This window comes from Mesorhizobium sp. WSM4837 (assembly GCF_055811435.1).
Map to the genome: position 1 here is coordinate 150,711 of NZ_JBVVQE010000005.1, position 16,150 is coordinate 166,860.

14 protein-coding genes are annotated in these 16,150 nt (G+C 63.8%); 1 reads left to right on the forward strand and 13 read right to left on the reverse strand.

Annotation, left to right across the window (positions count from 1 at the left end; translation table 11 throughout):
• Nucleotides 1-82: 82 nt before the first annotated feature.
• From AC0L3D_RS04805 to AC0L3D_RS04830, 6 genes are all read right to left on the reverse strand, one after another.
• Nucleotides 83-1,189, reverse strand: coding sequence for a DUF1513 domain-containing protein (locus tag AC0L3D_RS04805; RefSeq protein WP_473643292.1), 1,107 nt, complete (start codon nucleotides 1,187-1,189; stop codon nucleotides 83-85).
• 2 nt (nucleotides 1,190-1,191) lie between these two features.
• The gene (locus AC0L3D_RS04810; RefSeq protein WP_473643277.1) at nucleotides 1,192-2,271 is read right to left on the reverse strand and encodes an imelysin family protein; all 1,080 of its coding nucleotides are present in this window, start codon (nucleotides 2,269-2,271) and stop codon (nucleotides 1,192-1,194) included.
• Entirely contained in the window at nucleotides 2,271-3,878 is a 1,608-nt protein-coding gene (locus tag AC0L3D_RS04815) for a di-heme oxidoreductase family protein (protein ID WP_473643279.1), read from the reverse strand. The genes AC0L3D_RS04810 and AC0L3D_RS04815 overlap by 1 nt, the downstream gene beginning before the upstream one ends.
• 12 nt (nucleotides 3,879-3,890) lie before the next feature.
• Nucleotides 3,891-4,376 (reverse strand): bacterioferritin, encoded by a 486-nt coding sequence (gene bfr / locus AC0L3D_RS04820; protein ID WP_023802097.1) that lies wholly within the window; start codon nucleotides 4,374-4,376, stop codon nucleotides 3,891-3,893.
• Nucleotides 4,342-4,653: a (2Fe-2S)-binding protein gene (locus tag AC0L3D_RS04825; protein WP_023802096.1), complete on the reverse strand. Its 312-nt coding sequence runs from the start codon at nucleotides 4,651-4,653 to the stop codon at nucleotides 4,342-4,344. Before AC0L3D_RS04825 ends, bfr begins: the two co-directional genes overlap by 35 nt.
• Before the next feature lie 98 nt (nucleotides 4,654-4,751).
• Nucleotides 4,752-6,044, reverse strand: a complete 1,293-nt coding sequence (locus AC0L3D_RS04830; protein WP_473643294.1) for an imelysin family protein — start codon at nucleotides 6,042-6,044, stop codon at nucleotides 4,752-4,754.
• 471 nt (nucleotides 6,045-6,515) lie between these two features.
• Between AC0L3D_RS04830 and AC0L3D_RS04835 the strand changes: the two genes are divergently transcribed.
• Nucleotides 6,516-7,769, forward strand: coding sequence for an NAD(P)/FAD-dependent oxidoreductase (locus tag AC0L3D_RS04835; RefSeq protein ID WP_473643281.1), 1,254 nt, complete (start codon nucleotides 6,516-6,518; stop codon nucleotides 7,767-7,769).
• 78 nt (nucleotides 7,770-7,847) lie between these two features.
• Here AC0L3D_RS04835 and AC0L3D_RS04840 read toward each other — a convergent pair whose 3' ends face one another.
• The 7 genes from AC0L3D_RS04840 to AC0L3D_RS04870 all read right to left on the reverse strand — a co-directional run bounded on the left by AC0L3D_RS04840 (nucleotide 7,848) and on the right by AC0L3D_RS04870 (nucleotide 16,102).
• Nucleotides 7,848-9,125: a 4-aminobutyrate--2-oxoglutarate transaminase gene (locus AC0L3D_RS04840; protein WP_128247975.1), complete on the reverse strand. Its 1,278-nt coding sequence runs from the start codon at nucleotides 9,123-9,125 to the stop codon at nucleotides 7,848-7,850.
• Between the two features lie 159 nt (nucleotides 9,126-9,284).
• Nucleotides 9,285-10,034: an ABC transporter ATP-binding protein gene (locus AC0L3D_RS04845; protein WP_473643283.1), complete on the reverse strand. Its 750-nt coding sequence runs from the start codon at nucleotides 10,032-10,034 to the stop codon at nucleotides 9,285-9,287.
• Complete coding sequence (locus AC0L3D_RS04850) at nucleotides 10,031-10,864, reverse strand: ABC transporter ATP-binding protein (RefSeq protein WP_128174046.1); 834 nt, start codon at nucleotides 10,862-10,864, stop codon at nucleotides 10,031-10,033. Before AC0L3D_RS04850 ends, AC0L3D_RS04845 begins: the two co-directional genes overlap by 4 nt.
• Complete coding sequence (nikC, locus tag AC0L3D_RS04855) at nucleotides 10,861-11,781, reverse strand: nickel transporter permease (RefSeq protein WP_128174047.1); 921 nt, start codon at nucleotides 11,779-11,781, stop codon at nucleotides 10,861-10,863. The genes AC0L3D_RS04850 and nikC overlap by 4 nt, the downstream gene beginning before the upstream one ends.
• Nucleotides 11,778-12,845 (reverse strand): ABC transporter permease, encoded by a 1,068-nt coding sequence (locus AC0L3D_RS04860; protein WP_473643286.1) that lies wholly within the window; start codon nucleotides 12,843-12,845, stop codon nucleotides 11,778-11,780. Before AC0L3D_RS04860 ends, nikC begins: the two co-directional genes overlap by 4 nt.
• 18 nt (nucleotides 12,846-12,863) lie before the next feature.
• Nucleotides 12,864-14,507: an ABC transporter substrate-binding protein gene (locus tag AC0L3D_RS04865; RefSeq protein WP_287186537.1), complete on the reverse strand. Its 1,644-nt coding sequence runs from the start codon at nucleotides 14,505-14,507 to the stop codon at nucleotides 12,864-12,866.
• A 320-nt stretch (nucleotides 14,508-14,827) separates the two neighbouring features.
• The gene (locus AC0L3D_RS04870) at nucleotides 14,828-16,102 is read right to left on the reverse strand and encodes a lytic murein transglycosylase (RefSeq protein WP_473643296.1); all 1,275 of its coding nucleotides are present in this window, start codon (nucleotides 16,100-16,102) and stop codon (nucleotides 14,828-14,830) included.
• Nucleotides 16,103-16,150 lie beyond the last annotated feature (48 nt).

A 16,150-nucleotide genomic window follows, 5' to 3' on the forward strand; every position in this document is an offset into this window, starting at 1 on the left:
AATCGTTTGGCGGCTTCGCTTCGACCTCGCCCAAAAAGAGGTAACTCTCGGCGACCACAACCGTCAATGAACCAGTGCCGCACTATGCGGCCCGGTCGATGCGCAGCATGTGATTGTCCCAGACATAGTCCGGCTCGGACCGTGTCGCGCCGCCGGCTTGGGCTATCTGCCCCGTGCCGGTCGTCGCCATGAAGCTCGCCCCGTCGGGCGCCACGCCGCAGACCTCGGCCAGTGCGCTGGTGGCGACGATCCGGCCGCTGGCCGCATCGATGATGGCAAGCGAGTTGCCTTCCGGCGAGGACACCGCGACGGTACCGGCAGCAGGGTTGGCGGCGACCGAGCCGATGTAATTCCTGAAGCCGGACAGCACGTCCTGCGGCATGTCGAGCAGTTGCAGAGCCTTGCCGCGCGCGGCGCGGCCGACCAGCAACGGACGATCGCCGCCCGGCCCCCTGTACTGGCAGCCGAACCAGACCGCGCCGGATTTGTCGGTATCCATATGCCGGATCGAAAGCTGGTGCAGCGCCGGCGGCAATTCGTGCTTTTCGACAAGGTCGCCGGTAAGGCGGTCGACCAGCACATAAGATGGCTTCATCGTCGCGATGTTGAGCTCGGCGCGGCCATAATCGGGATGCGTCTCGATGCCGCCATTGGCGACGGCAATCGTCCTGCCATCGCCGAGCAGCAGCAGCTCGTGCGGACCCATGCCATAGGTCGGGAACTCGCCAACGCGCTTGAATTTCGCACGCGTGTCATAGACGCCGACCACGCCAGCGGCATTGTCGAAATCGTTCTCGGTGGCGTAGAGCAGCGCACCGTCGGTCGAAAACACGCCGTGGCCGAAGAAATGCCGGCCACTGATGCTGGCAATGGTCAGCGGCTCGTCGCGGCCGGTATGGTCGAACACAACCGCGAAAGTGCCGGGCTGCCTGGCAAAGACCACCGAGCGTTTCGACAGCGGATCGAAGGTGACGTCGTGACCGCGGGCGGGCAGGTCGATGGCATGCAGCACCTTGCCGGCCTCGGACAGGATCGCCGCGCCATAGCTGCCGTCGCGCTTGACGAAAGCGGTGGCGAAGACGGCGTCCGTGCTAAGCGTCTTCGCCCATGCCAATGGCGCCATCGCGGCAACAAAGCCTGCCCCGGCAGCCCTCAGGAAGTCGCGGCGGTCGATCAGCGACGTTTTCAGGATCAGTCTCCGTCGAGCGACGAGAAACCGGCGGTCAGGCCGAATTCGGCGGTTAGCCTGGTGCCAATCAGGGTCGACAGGCTGGATGTCACCAGCGAGAAGTGGTCGAGCTTCTGGCGCAGCGCCGGATCGGCAAGCGCCTTGTCGATCGGGCCTCTGATGGCGGTGGCGTCGGCGGCGCCGTTGACGAGCTGGATGTGGATCGATTCTGCCATCCAGCGCGCATCGGGCGACAGCGCGTCGCCAAGCTGCGAAGCCTGGAACAGAGCGTCCATGCCCGAAAGATTTCCGGTCAGCGAACGCGCGGTGTTTTGTGAACGCCAGTAGATCGCCTGTTTCGGCTTGTCGGCCTGCGGGCTACTGCCCAGAAAACCTTTCAGGCGCACGTCACGGACCATCTCCAGTTCGTTGATGAAGACGCCGACCAATTCGGTCACCGCTTCCGTGCCGTCGCGGTAGAGTGCGTTTTGCGGCCCCGGATTGGCCCAAAGTGCTGCAAAGCCGTCGGGCTTGTTCCAGGCGTCGCTGACCTCGGCGACAATCGTTTCGATGTTGCCGGCGACGGCCGCGCCGTAAGCGCAGCGATAGGGATCGTCCTTGCCGGCCAGCCGCTCGGCGCCATCGCCGTAAAGCACGAATTCCAGCGCGCCGAGCCCTTGCATGGCGACGCTCTTTGTCGCCAGATGGGCCGGATCGGCGGCGGTCCGGTCTTTACTGGCCAACGCCGCCTGCACCTGCCTCAGGCCGATGCTCTTGCGGTCCGGCCAAAACAGCATGCGTTCCAGCCGGTTGTTCTGCGTGATCGGTCCGATGCGGATGATCTCGACGACCGACCAGGCATCCACGGTGCCGGAGAATTCGGCGCGCGCCGCATCGAGATGGTCCTGCGAAGGCGCGTCGCACAGCGTGCGCACTGCCTTGCTCAGGCTGTCGGCATGGTCTTGCAGGCGTGCATAGGCCGGGCGGACAAAGCCGTCGATTGCTCGCTGGATCACGTCGGAAGCCTTCACCGCTGCGGACGCCGGCAATGCGCCGGCGAGGACGAGCGGGAGAACCAGGATAAACGCCAGACGCTTCGACATCACAACGACTCCAGGAATTTGACCAATGCGGCGCGATCGGGCGCGGCGGCGGCGGCAAAGCGGTCGCGCGCCTTCTGCCCCTCGCCGCCATGCCACAGGATCGCCTCGGTCAGCGTGCGCGCCCGCCCGTCGTGCAGGAAGAAGTTGTTGCCGTTGACGGTCTGGGTAAGACCGATGCCCCACAGCGGCGGCGTGCGCCATTCGCTCCCGCTGGCATCGCCCACCGCTTGCCCGTCGGCGAGGCCCGGTCCCAAGTCGTGCAGCAGAAAATCGGAATAGGGCCAGATCAGCTGGAAGGCCTGTGCCTTGTTGGGCGTGCCGCGGCGGGTGACGAATTTCGGCGTATGGCAGGAAATGCAGCCCATGTCGTAGAACAGCTTCTTGCCGGCCAGCACATCGGGCTTGTCGAGATCGCGCCGCGCCGGCACGGCGAGGTTTTGCGAATAGAAGGTGACCAGGTCCATGACCGGCGGCGGCGCCTCGACCGGGCCGAGGCGCTTCTGGACGCCGTTGGCCATGGCAAGGCAGTTCTTTTCGGCCGCGGTGCAATCGCCCCAGTGGTTCGGCACTTCCGGCGTCGAAATGCCGATGTCGCCGGCAAATGCGTCCGCCGCTTGCTGGCGGATCGAAGGGGTCTGCGCCTTCCAGCCAAAGCGGCCGAGCGTCGGCTCGCCGCTGTGGCCGTCGCGCACGATGTTGGGCTTGCCGGAGATGCCGTCACTGTTGCGATCGTCCGGATCGGCACTGGCGAGAATGTCGGCCGGCGCGATTTGCTCGACCAGCCCGAGGCCGATCATCGGCGGCGTCAAGCGCGGCGAAAGCGTGGTGTGCGGATCGAGCGGCCCGTTGGCAAGATCATCGACCGAATAGCTCGGCTTGCGCAGCCAAACCACGGTGCCGTCCGGCAGGGTGACTTTATGCTCTTGATAGACGACACGCATCCTGCCTTCGCCGCGAAGGCCCGGAACGGCCAGTTCCTGCAATTGCGAGCCGTAGACCGGATCAGGGAAGTTGAGCACCTTGCCGGCGGCCAGCGCTGCTTTCTCCTCCTCGGTGCTCGCCTGCCGCGCCAGCCGCAGGAACATCGAGGTGGTGCCGCTGTCGGCTTGCGGCGGATGACCGCGACCGTCCTTCAGATGGCAATTCTGGCACGCCCGCTCGTTGAACAGCGGACCAAGCCCGTCCGATGCCTGCGTCGACGAGGGCGACGACACCCAGTTCTTGCGGAAAAGAGCATTGCCGAGCTTGAAGGTGCCTTGTTCCTCGAAAGTGATATTGGCGGAAGATTGCGAGAAAGCGTCCTTGTTGGCGCCTTTCCGCGACGTGCCGGCGCCGCCCTGCATCGGCTCGAACTTCTCGGGCTTGGAGAAATCCCTGGTCGGCCTGGCGATGGCAATGACGCGCGCCAGATCCTTCGGCGTCAGATCGGCACGGCTGGTGGCGAGACCCGCCGGTTCGGGCGCGCCGGCCAGCGCCGAGGCGGTCAGCGCGACCACTACGGCAGGCGAAAGCCGGCGAAGCCAGCCGTATCGCGGGTTGTGCTGGGACGGCAGGCCGCAATCCTCGGCCCGCCGCAAGCGGCGCAAGTAGTCTAAGCGGCGCCGCATTCCCGCATGTCCCTAATCCGCCTCGTCGGCCGATGCGGCGTTGAGCTGGCCGTATTTTTCCTCGCCGATCGAGGCGAGCAGGTCGAGTTGCGTCTCGAGGAAGTCGATGTGACCTTCCTCGTCGGACAACAAATCCTCGAACAGCTTCATCGTCACATAGTCACCTGCTTCGTCACAAATCTCGCGCGACCGTTTGTAGGCAGTGCGCGCGTCATACTCCCCGGCAAGATCCGATTCGAGCACTTCCTTGACATTCTGGCCGATGCGCAGCGGCGCTACCGACTGCAGGTTCGGATGGCCTTCAAGGAAGATGATGCGGGCCACGAGCCGGTCGGCATGGTGCATCTCCTCGATCGATTCCGCGCGTTCCTTCTTTGCCAGCTTGGCGTATCCCCAGTCCTCCAGCAGCCGGAAATGCACCCAGTACTGATTGACTGCTCCAAGTTCCAGAAACAGAGCTTCGTTAAGCCGCTCTATGATCTGTTGTTCGCCTTTCATGGGTTCTGCTCCCGTATTGGACGCGCAGGCCTCTGACGCGATCCAGGTGTGAAACGACGTCCACGCCGCTCGCCTCCGAGCGGGCGTGGTAATTTTCGGTTACCCGAATGATCGTTTCGACCACATTTGGGAAGCAGCCGCAACAGCGACCACGCTTCTGCATGGCATGATAGATCTTCGCCGGCACGATAAGCTGCCAGGGATCCTGATCCAGCAGCCCGACGATCGTCTGCTCAATCTCCTTCTCGGTGATGATGTTGCAATGGCAGATCAGCATTATTTGCTCTGTGTGGCTGACGGCGCGTGCTCGGCGCCATGTGGCTTATTTTCTTAGTGGAGCCTGGACTTTCGGTTCGGGCTCCGGGCATCGACGCCTTACTGAAACACCTTGTCCGGCGCATCGAGGCTGTCCGAGCCCTCGAAGGCTATGGCATTGAGTTTCAGGGTGCCGACGGCGCGTTCGATCGACTTGGTCTGGTCGACCAGCGCGTCGATCGCCGCCTGCACGGTGGCGTTGCCTTGCGTATTGCCTTCGCCGATCTGCTGGTCATAGGCCTCGCCGCCAAGCGCTCGCGCCTTGATGGCTTCCATCTTGGCGACGGTGATATCAAGCTTGTCCGACAGTTCCTTGTCGACCGCCGGATCGGCCTCCTTGACCATGTCGGATACCGACGGTCCTTCGACGACAGTGCCGTCGAGGCGGGTGTAGTTGCCCTTATAGGCGGCGTGAATGCCGACGGCATCGTAGAGATGGGAATCGTAGGTGTTGTCGGAGAAGCAGTCATGCTCCTCTTCCGGGTCGTGCAGCAGCAGGCCGAGCTTCATGCGCTCGCCAGCGAGTTCGCCGTAGGACAGCGAGCCCATGCCGGTGAGGATGGTCGAGATGCCGGCTTTCGGCTCGCCATCGACAAGGTTCTTGCGGGCGGCGCCGCCTTCTTTCCAGTCGTTGACCATGTCCTGCAGATCGGAAACCAGAAGCTCGCTCGCCGACTTCAGGTACTGCGCGCGACGATCGCAATTGCCGCCGGTGCAGTTGGCGAGGTCGTAGTCGGTATAGGGCCGTTCGCCGGCGCCCGGGCCGGTGCCGTGCAGGTCCTGGCCCCACAGCAGGAATTCGATGGCGTGATAACCGGTCGCCACATTGGCCTCGATGCCGCCGGCTTCCTGCAGCGTGCCGGAGAGGAACTCGGGAGTAAAATTGGTGGCGTCGATCTTCTTGCCGTCGATCTCGATCGACTTGTTGGCGATCACATTGGCGGTGTACAGCGCATTCGCGTCCGACTCGGTGCCGTAGTTCTCGGCGACATAGTCGATCAGGCCTTCGTCCAGCGGCCAGGCGTTCACTTTGCCTTCCCAGTCGTCGACGATGGCGTTGCCGAAGCGATAGACTTCGGTCTGCTGATAGGGAACGCGCGACGCTTTCCAGGCCTCGCGGGCGGCAGTCAGCGTTTCCACCGAAGGCTTGGCGAGCAGCGCGTCGACGGCCTTGTCGAGCGCCTGCGCCGTGGTCAGCGAATCCTCATATTTGGCGAGCGCAATATCGGAATAGGTCTTGATGACCGCCTTGGCATCGGTTTCCGCCTTGGCCGGCAGCACGAATATCGCCGCCGTCAATGCCGCCGTAGCGCCGATCGCTGCAAGCCTGCTGCCATATCGCGCCGTGATCATCACTCTCATGATTGTCATCTCCCTCGGGAATTCAGTGAAAATGCCGGCGCCAAAGGCGCGTCGGCAGGCAATCGGCGCCAAGGCAGGTCCATGCCATTGAGCGAGATACAGGCCGCGGCATAGCGCGGTTTGCGGAAGAAAGACATCGAAATGCCTCCAATCGAAAGGGTTCAAGGCCCAGACATCAAAGGGATGCGCTTGACGCGCACGCTTCCATAAAGCGATGAAGGTGCCGGAAGTCAACCAATTTCAGAGAGAAAAGCCAATTGAAACAACAGTTTAGAATTATTCTAAACTGCCAGTATCAACTTTAGCCGTATTTGCCGCGCCGCCGTCGAACGAACGATTGACAGACCGCCATTCCGGGTGCGACCCGCAAGGGTGGTCTTGCGGCGGCGTCAGACAATCGCCACTTGGCGAGACGTCCTAGACTTGGATAACGCCTAGGAGAGATGAGGAATTGGGGCTGCGATGAAAAACGGTGTGGTCATTGTCGGTGCCGGTCATGCGGGCGTGCAAGCGGCCGCCAGCCTGCGCGAGGACGGCTACGACGAACCCGTGATCCTCATCAGCGATGAGGACGAACTGCCCTACCACAAGCCGCCGCTGTCGAAGACCTTCATCAAGGATCAGGAGGCCAAACCGCAGCCGCTGCGCGGCGAGGCTTTTTATACCGGCAGCGCGATCGACTACCGGCCGGGCGTCCGCATCGATCGCATCGATGCCGGCGGCCGCACGCTGGAGCTATCGGATGGCGGCACACTGCCGTTCGACCGGCTGATCCTGGCGACCGGTTCGCGGCCGCGCATGCTGTCGCTGCCGGGTTCGGATTTTTCGGGCGTGGTGTCGCTGCGCTCACTCGCCGACGCGCGCCTGATCCGCGAATTGAGCGCGCAGAGCGAGGATGTCGTCATCCTCGGCGCCGGCTTCATCGGGCTGGAGATCGCCGCGACGCTCACAGCGGCCGGCCGCAAGGTCATCGTGGTCGAGGCGGTCGACCGGCTGCTCGGCCGGGCGGTGGCGCCGATCATCGCGCGCCACGTGCGGCAGCGGCTGGAAGCGACCGGCGTGCGCATTCTCACCGGCACCACGATTGCACGGCTCGAAGCCGAGAACGGCCATGTCTCGGCGGCAATCACCGCATCCGGCGAGCGGCTGCCGGCGCAGATGGTCATCATCGGCATCGGCGTCGTGCCGAATGTCGAACTGGCGCAAGCCGCCGGCATCACTATCGCCAACGGCATCCGCGTCGACCAGCAGATGCGCACGTCGGTGCCCGAAATCCTCGCCATCGGCGATGCCGCCTCCTACCGGCACTGGCTCACCGGTGGCGATGTGCGGCTGGAATCGGTGCAGAATGCGACCGACCAGGCGCGTCTTGCAGCACGCACCGTTGTCGGCCATGCGGACGCGTTTGCGGCGGTGCCGTGGTTCTGGTCCGATATCGGTGACATCAAGCTGCAGATGGTCGGCCTGATTTCGGGCGGCGACAGCCATGTCGTGCTGGGCGACGTCAACGAGAACCGGTTCTCCATCTACCACTATGCTGGGAATCGTCTGCTCGGCATCGAATCGGTCAACCGGCCTGGCGACCACATGCTTGGCCGCAAGATGCTCGGCGCCGGCTTTTCGCCGACGCCGCAGACGGTTGCGACGGGACCGGACGGATTGAAGGCGGCGCTCGCCGCTTTCCAGCAGGTAGAGCCCGTCCGCGCCGCCGAATAAGGATGTGTTGATGCCAGCGAACGGCGGTTTTCTGCGCTGATCCTTCCCTTCTCCCACAACAAGGGAAGAAAGATCCGCTCAGGCGGCGCGGACCTCGCGGATCGAGCTTTCCAGGATGTCGAGCGCTTCGTTCATGACGCCGTCCTGGATGGTGATTGGCGCGAGGAAGCGGATGACGTTGCCGTAGACGCCGCAGGTGAGCAGGATCAGGCCCTTGTCGAGCGCCTTCAGCCGGACCGCATTGGCGATCTCGGCCGACGGCAGGCCCTTCTTCACATCGTTGAACTCGACAGCGTTCATGAAGCCCGGGCCTCTGATATCGACGATCTCCGGCGTGTCGTCGCGGATCGATTGCAGCCGCTGCTTCAGCCGGTTGCCTAGCGTGTTGGCGCGGTCGCAGAGCTTTTCCTCTTCGATCACGTCGAGCACGGCATGCGCCGCGGCAACGCCGATCGGGCTGCCGCCATAGGTGCCGCCGAGCCCGCCGGGGCTGGGCGCATCCATGATCTCGGCGCGGCCGGTGACCGCCGACAGCGGGAAGCCGCCGGCAAGGCTCTTGGCCATGGTGGTGATGTCGGGCGCCACCTCGTGATGATCCATGGCGAACATCTTTCCGGTGCGGGCAAAACCGGTCTGCACCTCGTCGGCGATCAACAGCATGCCGTGCTGGTCGCAGATCTTGCGCAGCGCCGTCATGAAGTCGCGCGGCGCCTCGTAAAATCCGCCCTCGCCCTGCACCGGCTCGACGATGATGGCGGCGACGCGGGCCGGATCGACATCGGCCTTGAACAGCCGGTCGAGCGCGGCCAGCGAATCGGCGACCGTGATCCCGTGCAGCGCCACCGGGAACGGCGCGTGGAAGACATCGGCCGGCATGGCGCCGAAGCCGACCTTGTAGGGCACAACCTTGCCGGTCAGCGCCATGCCCATGAAGGTGCGGCCATGGAAGCCGCCGGCAAAGGCAATGACCGCCGGACGGCCGGTTGCGTTGCGGGCGATCTTGATGGCGTTCTCCACCGCTTCGGCACCGGTGGTGACGAAAATCGTCTTCTTGTCGAATTTGCCCGGCAGCAAGCCGTTCAGCCGTTCGGCCAGCCTGACATAGCTCTCATAGGGCACCACCTGGTGGCAGGTATGGGTGAAGCGGTCGAGCTGCGCCTTGACCGCCTCGATCACCTTGGGATGGCGGTGGCCGGTGTTGACGACGGCGATGCCGGACGAGAAATCGATGTAGCGACGGCCCTCGACATCCCAGATTTCCGAGTTCTCGGCGCGGTCGGCATAAATCTGCGTGGTCATGCCGACGCCGCGCGAGATCGACTGGTTCTTGCGTTCGGAGATGGCTGAGTTCTTCATGATGTTCCCTCACCGGGCCGGCGCCCGTTCTCGTTTGGTATATGCTAAGACCTGTTCTGACCTTATTTCACGTTTTCCTCAAGTTGGCACCGCCGCCAGGCGATTGGGCCTGCCGCCGCTAAGGTCGCATTCCTTCGCGACGCGGACAGCTGATTTGACTCACGCCGTCCGCACAAACCCCTCACTCGCCCTGAGCAAATTGCGCGTGTAATCCTTGCTGACGCGGCGCTCGACGAGGTCATCAGCGGTGAGGTGCTCGACCGCCTCGCCGTTCTGCATCACCATCAGCCGCTCGCACATATGGGTGATGATGGCGAGGTCGTGGCTGACCATCAGGAAGGTCAGCTTGCGCCGCCGCCGGATGTCTTCCAACAGGTTGAGCACCTCCGCCTGCACGGAAGCGTCGAGCGCCGAGGTCGGCTCGTCGAGCAGCAGTATCGCCGGTTCGAGGATGAGCGCCCGCGCAATCGCCACCCGCTGGCGCTGGCCACCCGACAATTGATGCGAATAGCGGAAGCGGAAGCCGGTGCCGAGCCCGACCTCGTCGAGCGCCCGCTGGATGCGTTTCTCGCCATCGGCAAAGCCGTGGATGGCGAGCGGCTCCTGCAGCAGTCGGTCGACGGTCTGGCGCGGATGCAGCGAGCCGTAGGGGTCCTGGAAGACCATCTGCACCTCGCGATAGAACGCCTTGTCGCGGCGCGCACCGAGTTTTTTCCCGTTGACGGTGATGCTGCCCGAAGCGGCCGGCGCGAGGCCGGCAATCGCGCGCAGCAGCGTCGATTTGCCGGAGCCGGATTCGCCGACCAGGCCGAAGGATTCGCCGGATTGCACCTCGAGGCTGACACCCTTCAGCGCGCGAAAGCGGTCGAAGACCACCTCCAGCCTGTCGACAGAAAGTGCTGCCGTCATGCCGCCCACTCCGGCTTGCGGTCGAGCACCGGCAGCGGGTGGCGGTCGGCGCCGATCTTGGGCATGCAGTTGAGCAGGCCGCGCGTATAGGGATGCTGGGCGCGGCCGAGCTCCGACGCCTTGAGCTGCTCGACCACCTTGCCGGCATACATGACGATCACCCGGTCGCAGAAGGACGAGACCAGGCGCAGATCGTGCGAGATGAAGATCAGGCCCATGCCGCGCTCGCTGACCAGCCTGTCGAGGATGCCGAGTACGTCGAGCTGCACGGTGACGTCGAGCGCCGAGGTCGGCTCGTCGGCGATCATCATCTCCGGCCCGGCGATCAGCATCATGGCGATCATGGCGCGCTGGCCCATGCCGCCCGACACCTCGTGGGGATGCAGGTCGAAGACACGGGCGGGGTCACGGATCTGCACCGCCTCCAGCATGGCGAGCGCCCGGTCGCGGGCTTCCGCCTTGCCGACCTTCTCATGCGTGCGCAGCGTCTCGACGATCTGGCGGCCGATGCTCATCACCGGGTCGAGCGAGTATTTTGGATCCTGGAGGATCATGGCGATGCGCTTGCCGCGCAGCGCCCGGCGGTCGCGGGGCGAGGCGGCGAGCAGGTCGATGCCGTCGAAGGCAAGTTTCCTGGCCGTGACCTCGGCCTGCGGCGGGGTCAGGCCCATGATGGCGCGGCCGGTCTGCGACTTGCCGGAACCGCTCTCGCCGACGATGCCGAGCCGTTCGCGGCCGAGCGAGAAGGAAACGCCGCGCACCGCCTCGATCCGGCCGGTGCGCGTCGGGAAGGTGACGCGCAGATCGTCGACCTCGAGAAGCGTGCTCATTGGTCACCACTGCGCGGGTCGAGCGCGTCACGCAGGCCGTCGCCGAGCAGGTTGAAGCCGAGGCTGACGATGAGGATGGCAAAGCCCGGTGCGCCGGCCACCCACCATTGGTCGAGCACGAAGCGGCGGCCCGACGCGATCATCGCGCCCCATTCCGGCAGCGGCGGTTGCGCGCCGAGGCCGAGGAAGCCGAGACCGGCGGCGGTCAGGATGATGCCGGCCATGTCGAGCGTCACCCTGACGATCAGCGAGGAGATGCAGAGCGGCATGATGTGGCGCAGCACGATGCGGAACGGCGAGGCGCCCATCAATTGCACCGCCTTGATGTAATCCGAATTGCGCACGGTGAGCGTTTCGGCACGCGCAATACGGGCGTAGGGCGGCCATGAGGTGATGGCGATGGCGAGCACCGCATTCTCGATGCCGGGGCCGAGTGCGGCGACGAAGGCCAGCGCCAGGATCAGCTTCGGAAAGGCGAGAAAGATGTCGGTGATACGCATCAGGATCGCATCGATCCAGCCGCCGGCATAACCGGCGACGGTGCCGACCAGCAGGCCGATAGGAGCGGCGATGACTGCGACGAGAATGACGACGTAAAGCGTCCATCGCGAGCCGAAGATGACGCGCGAAAGGATGTCGCGGCCGAGGTCGTCAGTGCCGAACCAGTGCTCGGCACTTGGCGCCAGCAGCCGCGAGCCCTTGAGGTCGCCGAATGTCGGCGAATAGGGCGCCAGCACATCGGCAAAGGCGGCGACCACCAGCAAAGCGATGATGATGAGCAGGCCGAGAAACGCCAGCCGGTTGGCTGAAAAGCGCCGCCACGCGACATAGGCGCGGCCGAGCCTGGCCTGCATGCGCGACGCCGGCCGCTCGCTGAGCAGCCAGTCGCGGCGGCTCTGGATTGCTTCAGCGCTCATCGTACCTTGGTCCTTGGGTCGAGCACCCGGTAGAGCAGGTCGGACAGGAGATTGATGCCGATGAACACCGAGCCGATGATGATGGTGCCGCCGAGCACCGCGTTCATGTCGGCGTTCTGCAGGGAATTGGTGATGTAGAGGCCGATGCCCGGCCATGAAAAAACGGTCTCGGTCAGCACCGAGCCTTCGAGCAGGCCGGCATAGGAAAGCGCGATCACCGTGACCATCGGCACCGCGGCGTTCCGCAGCGCGTGGCCCCAGATGATGCGTGTTTCCGACAGGCCCTTGGCGCGCGCCGCGACGATATATTCCTGGGCAAGCTCGTTCAGCATGAACGATCGCGTCATCCGGCTGATGTAGGCGAGCGAGAAATAGCCAAGCAGCGAGGCCGGCAGGATGATGTGGCGGAAGGCGTCGCGAAACACATCCCACTGCCGCTGCCACAGCGCATCCAGGAGATAGAAGCCGGTGATCGGCGTGAAGGTATATTCGTAGACGATATCGAGGCGGCCGGGAAAAGCCACCCATTGCAGCTTGGCGTAGAACAGCACGAGCGCCAGCAGTCCCAGCCAGAAGATCGGCACGGAGTAGCCGACCAGGCCGATGATCCGCACGATCTGGTCGATGATGCTGCCGCGCCGGACCGCGGCCAGCACGCCGAGCGGCACGCCAAGCAAAGCACCGATCAGCGTTCCCAGCGTCGCCAGCTCGATCGTCGCCGGAAAGGCGCGGCGGATGTCGGTCATCACAGGATTGGTGGTCAGCACCGAGGTGCCGAAATTGCCGTTCAGGGCATTCTTCACATAGATGTAGAACTGCTCGATCAGCGGCAGGTCGAGACCCATCTCGCGGCGGGTGCGCTCGACGACATTGGCCGGCGCCCGGTCGCCGAGCACCGCCAGCACCGGGTCGATTGGGATGACCCGGCCGATGAAGAAGGTCACCGCGAGAAGACCGAGATAGGTGGTTATCGCGATGACCAGGAAACGGGCGATCGACGACGCGACAGCGACAGCGCGGGCGCTGCCGCGCCCTGCCGTCGCTTCGCTTTCAACAGTACTCATGCGGCGCGTCCGCCAGCGTCATTCCTTGGAGATCTGGCTGACGAAATTGGTGTCGAAGCTCGGGCCGAGCGCAAAACCCTTGAGGTTCTTGCGCAGGCCGGCGACTTCCAGCTGCTGGTGAACGATGATGAAAGGACTGGTTTCGAGAATCTTCCTCTGCAGATCCTGGTACATTGCGGCGCGCTTGGCCGGATCCTTCTCGAGCAGGGCCGCTTCCGTCTGCTTGGTCAAGTCCGGAATATCCCAGGCGTTGCGCCAGGCCAAGGTCTTGGTCTTGCCTTCATCCGAATTGTCAGGGTTGCTGGCGAAGGTCTGGGCGTTGGAGTTCGGATCGAAATAATCCTGGCCCCACTGGCCGATATAGATGTCGTGATTGCGGGCGCGGTACTTGGTCAGCGTCTGTTTGCCGTCGCCGGGAATGATCTCCAGCTTGACGCCGGCCTGGCCGAGCGTCTGCTGGAACGATTCCGCCATGCCGGTCACCGGCTGGGTGTTGCGTACGTCCATGGTGACGCTGAAGCCGTCGGCCAAGCCGGCCTTGGCGAGCAGTTCCTTGGCCTTGGCGAGGTCGAATTTGAACGGATTTTCGTCCAGCTCGCCAAGCACGCCTTTTGGCAGGAATGTCTGGTGGATCTCGCCGATGCCCTTGAGGATGGTCGAGCTCAAGGCATCATAGTCGACGAGATATTTGAAGGCCTGGCGAACCTCCGGCTTGGCGAGGTTCGGGTTCTTCTGATTGAGGCTGATGTAGAAGACCGTGCCCTTCGGCGCGCTGGTGGTGGTGAGATCGGCGTTCTTGGCGATGGCGTCGAGATCGTTCGGCTCGAGATTGCGGGCAACGTCGATGTCGCCGGCCTCCAGCGCCAGGCGCTGGCCCGAGCTTTCCTTCATGTTGCGATAGATGACGCGGGCGAGCTTGGCCTTTTCGCCGTGGTAATTGTCGTTGCGCTCCATGACGACGACCTCGTTGGCCCGCCATTCGCGCAGCTTGAAGGCGCCGGAGCCGGCATAGCCGGTCTTCAGCCAGGCGTTGCCGAAGTCGTTGTCGTATTTGTAGTCGGCGCTGGGCGTCACCGCGGCAGCATGTTCCTTGACCAGCTTGGCGTCGACGACCGACGCGACCGTTGCCGACAGGCAGTTCAGGACGAAGCTCGGCGCATAGGCCTTGTCGACCGTGAACTGGAACGTCGTGTCATCGACGGCCTTGGCCTTCTCGGTGACGTTGTCGCCATTGATGCCGAACTGGCCGATGATGAAGGCCGGGCTCTTGTCGAGCTTGATGGCGCGCTCGAACGAATAGGCGACATCAGCCGCGGTGATCGGATTGCCCGATGCAAATTTCAGGCCGGGCTTGAGCTTGAAAGTGTAGGTCAGGCCGTCGTCGGAGACAGTCCAGCTTTCGGCGAGATCGCCCTTGACCTTGGAGGTGTCGCTCAAGTCGAGGCGGACAAGAAGATCGTAGGTGTTGCCGGTGACCTCTGCGGTCGACAGCTCGAACGCCTCGCCCGGATCCATCGAGATGATGTCGTCGATGGCGAAACCCTCAACCAGCGTGTCGGCCGGCGTGACAGCAAGGGCAGGAGCACCGGCCAGAAGCAGCGCGGACATGGCTGCGCCGGCGAGCAGGACGCGGGAGCGTAGAGCAAACTTTTCCATCATCATTTTTGACTGTTCCCTGTTTTTGTTGACCTGAGTTCCCGGCTCAGGGTTTGGCATTCACTTGACACATCGGCCTGAAAATCGGAATCGATTTTCGGAAAGCACGATGTGTAGTTCAAAGTCTTAGAGCGTCCTTTGCGCGTCCAACGGACGCGCGGCGCTCTAATCGAACGGTGACCCTGAACCGGTCGTCCTGGTGATTTTTATCCAGTTCCGCCTCACCATATCCGGCGGTTTCAGGCGCGGCAACGAGCATTTGCAAAGCTGTTTGTTGGGCCAGGATCAGCCAGCCGCCGCCGCCGGAATCGGCACCCGCAGTCGCCCTATTTCAACGCGGTGACCAGGTCGGCGTCGGGAAAACAGGTGGCGGCGCGACCGTTCCTTGCCTGCCATTTGCCGATCGACCGGCGCGTCTTGAAACCGGGCAGGCCGTCGGCGCTGCCGACGTCGTAGCCCTCGGCCTCCAGCGCCCGCTGCAAGGTGGCGATGTCGGACCTGTGGAGCCCGCCGACAGCACCCCAGCGCCCAGAAAAATTGCTGTCGCCATTGGCGATACGGTCAGCACCGTGGCCGATGAACAGCGCGTAGAGATCGCTGGTGTTGTATTGCTTCAGGACGTAGAAATTGGGCGTGACGATGAAGGCCGGACCGCTGCGCCCGGCCGGCATCAGAAGAAAGCCTTCGGCCTTCAATTCGCGCGCCGGGACCGGTCTTGCCGCGATGCGCTTGATGCCCAGATCAGCCCACTCGGAAATCCGCTTGCCCTGGTCCGGGCCTTCGAGCGAACAGGAGACCGCTTCCGGCACCGTCACCTCAAAACCCCAGCCGCGGCCCTTCACCCAGCCATAATGGACGAGGTAGTTGGCGATCGAGGCCAGCGTGTCCGGCACCGAGTTCCAAATGTCGACCCGACCGTCGCCATCGAAGTCGACGGCATGTTTGAGGAACGAACTCGGCATGAACTGCGGCTGGCCGAGTGCGCCGGCCCATGACGATTTCATCGCGCCGACCGGGGCCAGCCCGCGCTCGACGATCTCGAGCGCTGCCATAAGCTCGGTGCGGAAGAAGTCCCTCCTGGTCGCCATGAACGCCTTGGTCCCCAGCACTTCGAAAGCGTCGTAGGGCATCTTCGCCGCGCCAAAGCCGCTCTCGCGGCCCCAGATCGCCAGCAGCACCTCGCCCGGCACGCCGTAGCGCTTCTCGATCGCAGCAATGGTCCTGGCATTGGCCGCCTTGCGGGTGCGCCCACCAGCGGTCACGGCGCGAACCGTCTTTTCGGCGAAATAGGCGCCGGGCGAACCGAACTCCGCCTGATGCTGCTTTTGCGGCGTCGTCGCCTTTTTGCCCGGCATCACCAGGTCGGGCAGTTTGAGGTTCGGTTTGATGCCATCGAAGGCGGCGTCGAAGGTTTTTCTCAAGATGCCCTTGGCGTTGGCCTCGGGCCAGAGGTCGTTGTTGAGCCAGGCACGGAACTGGGTGTCGAGTTTTGTGGCGGAGGCGGGAGTGGCGAGCAGGAATGCAGTCAGTGCGGCGAGAAAAAAAGCAGCCAATCTGCAAAGTCCGCGTTCTGTCGCGCCCCCCTCTGTCCTGCCGGACATCTCCCCCACGAGGGGGGAGATTGGCTGTCGCGCCAGTTTTCGCCAGTC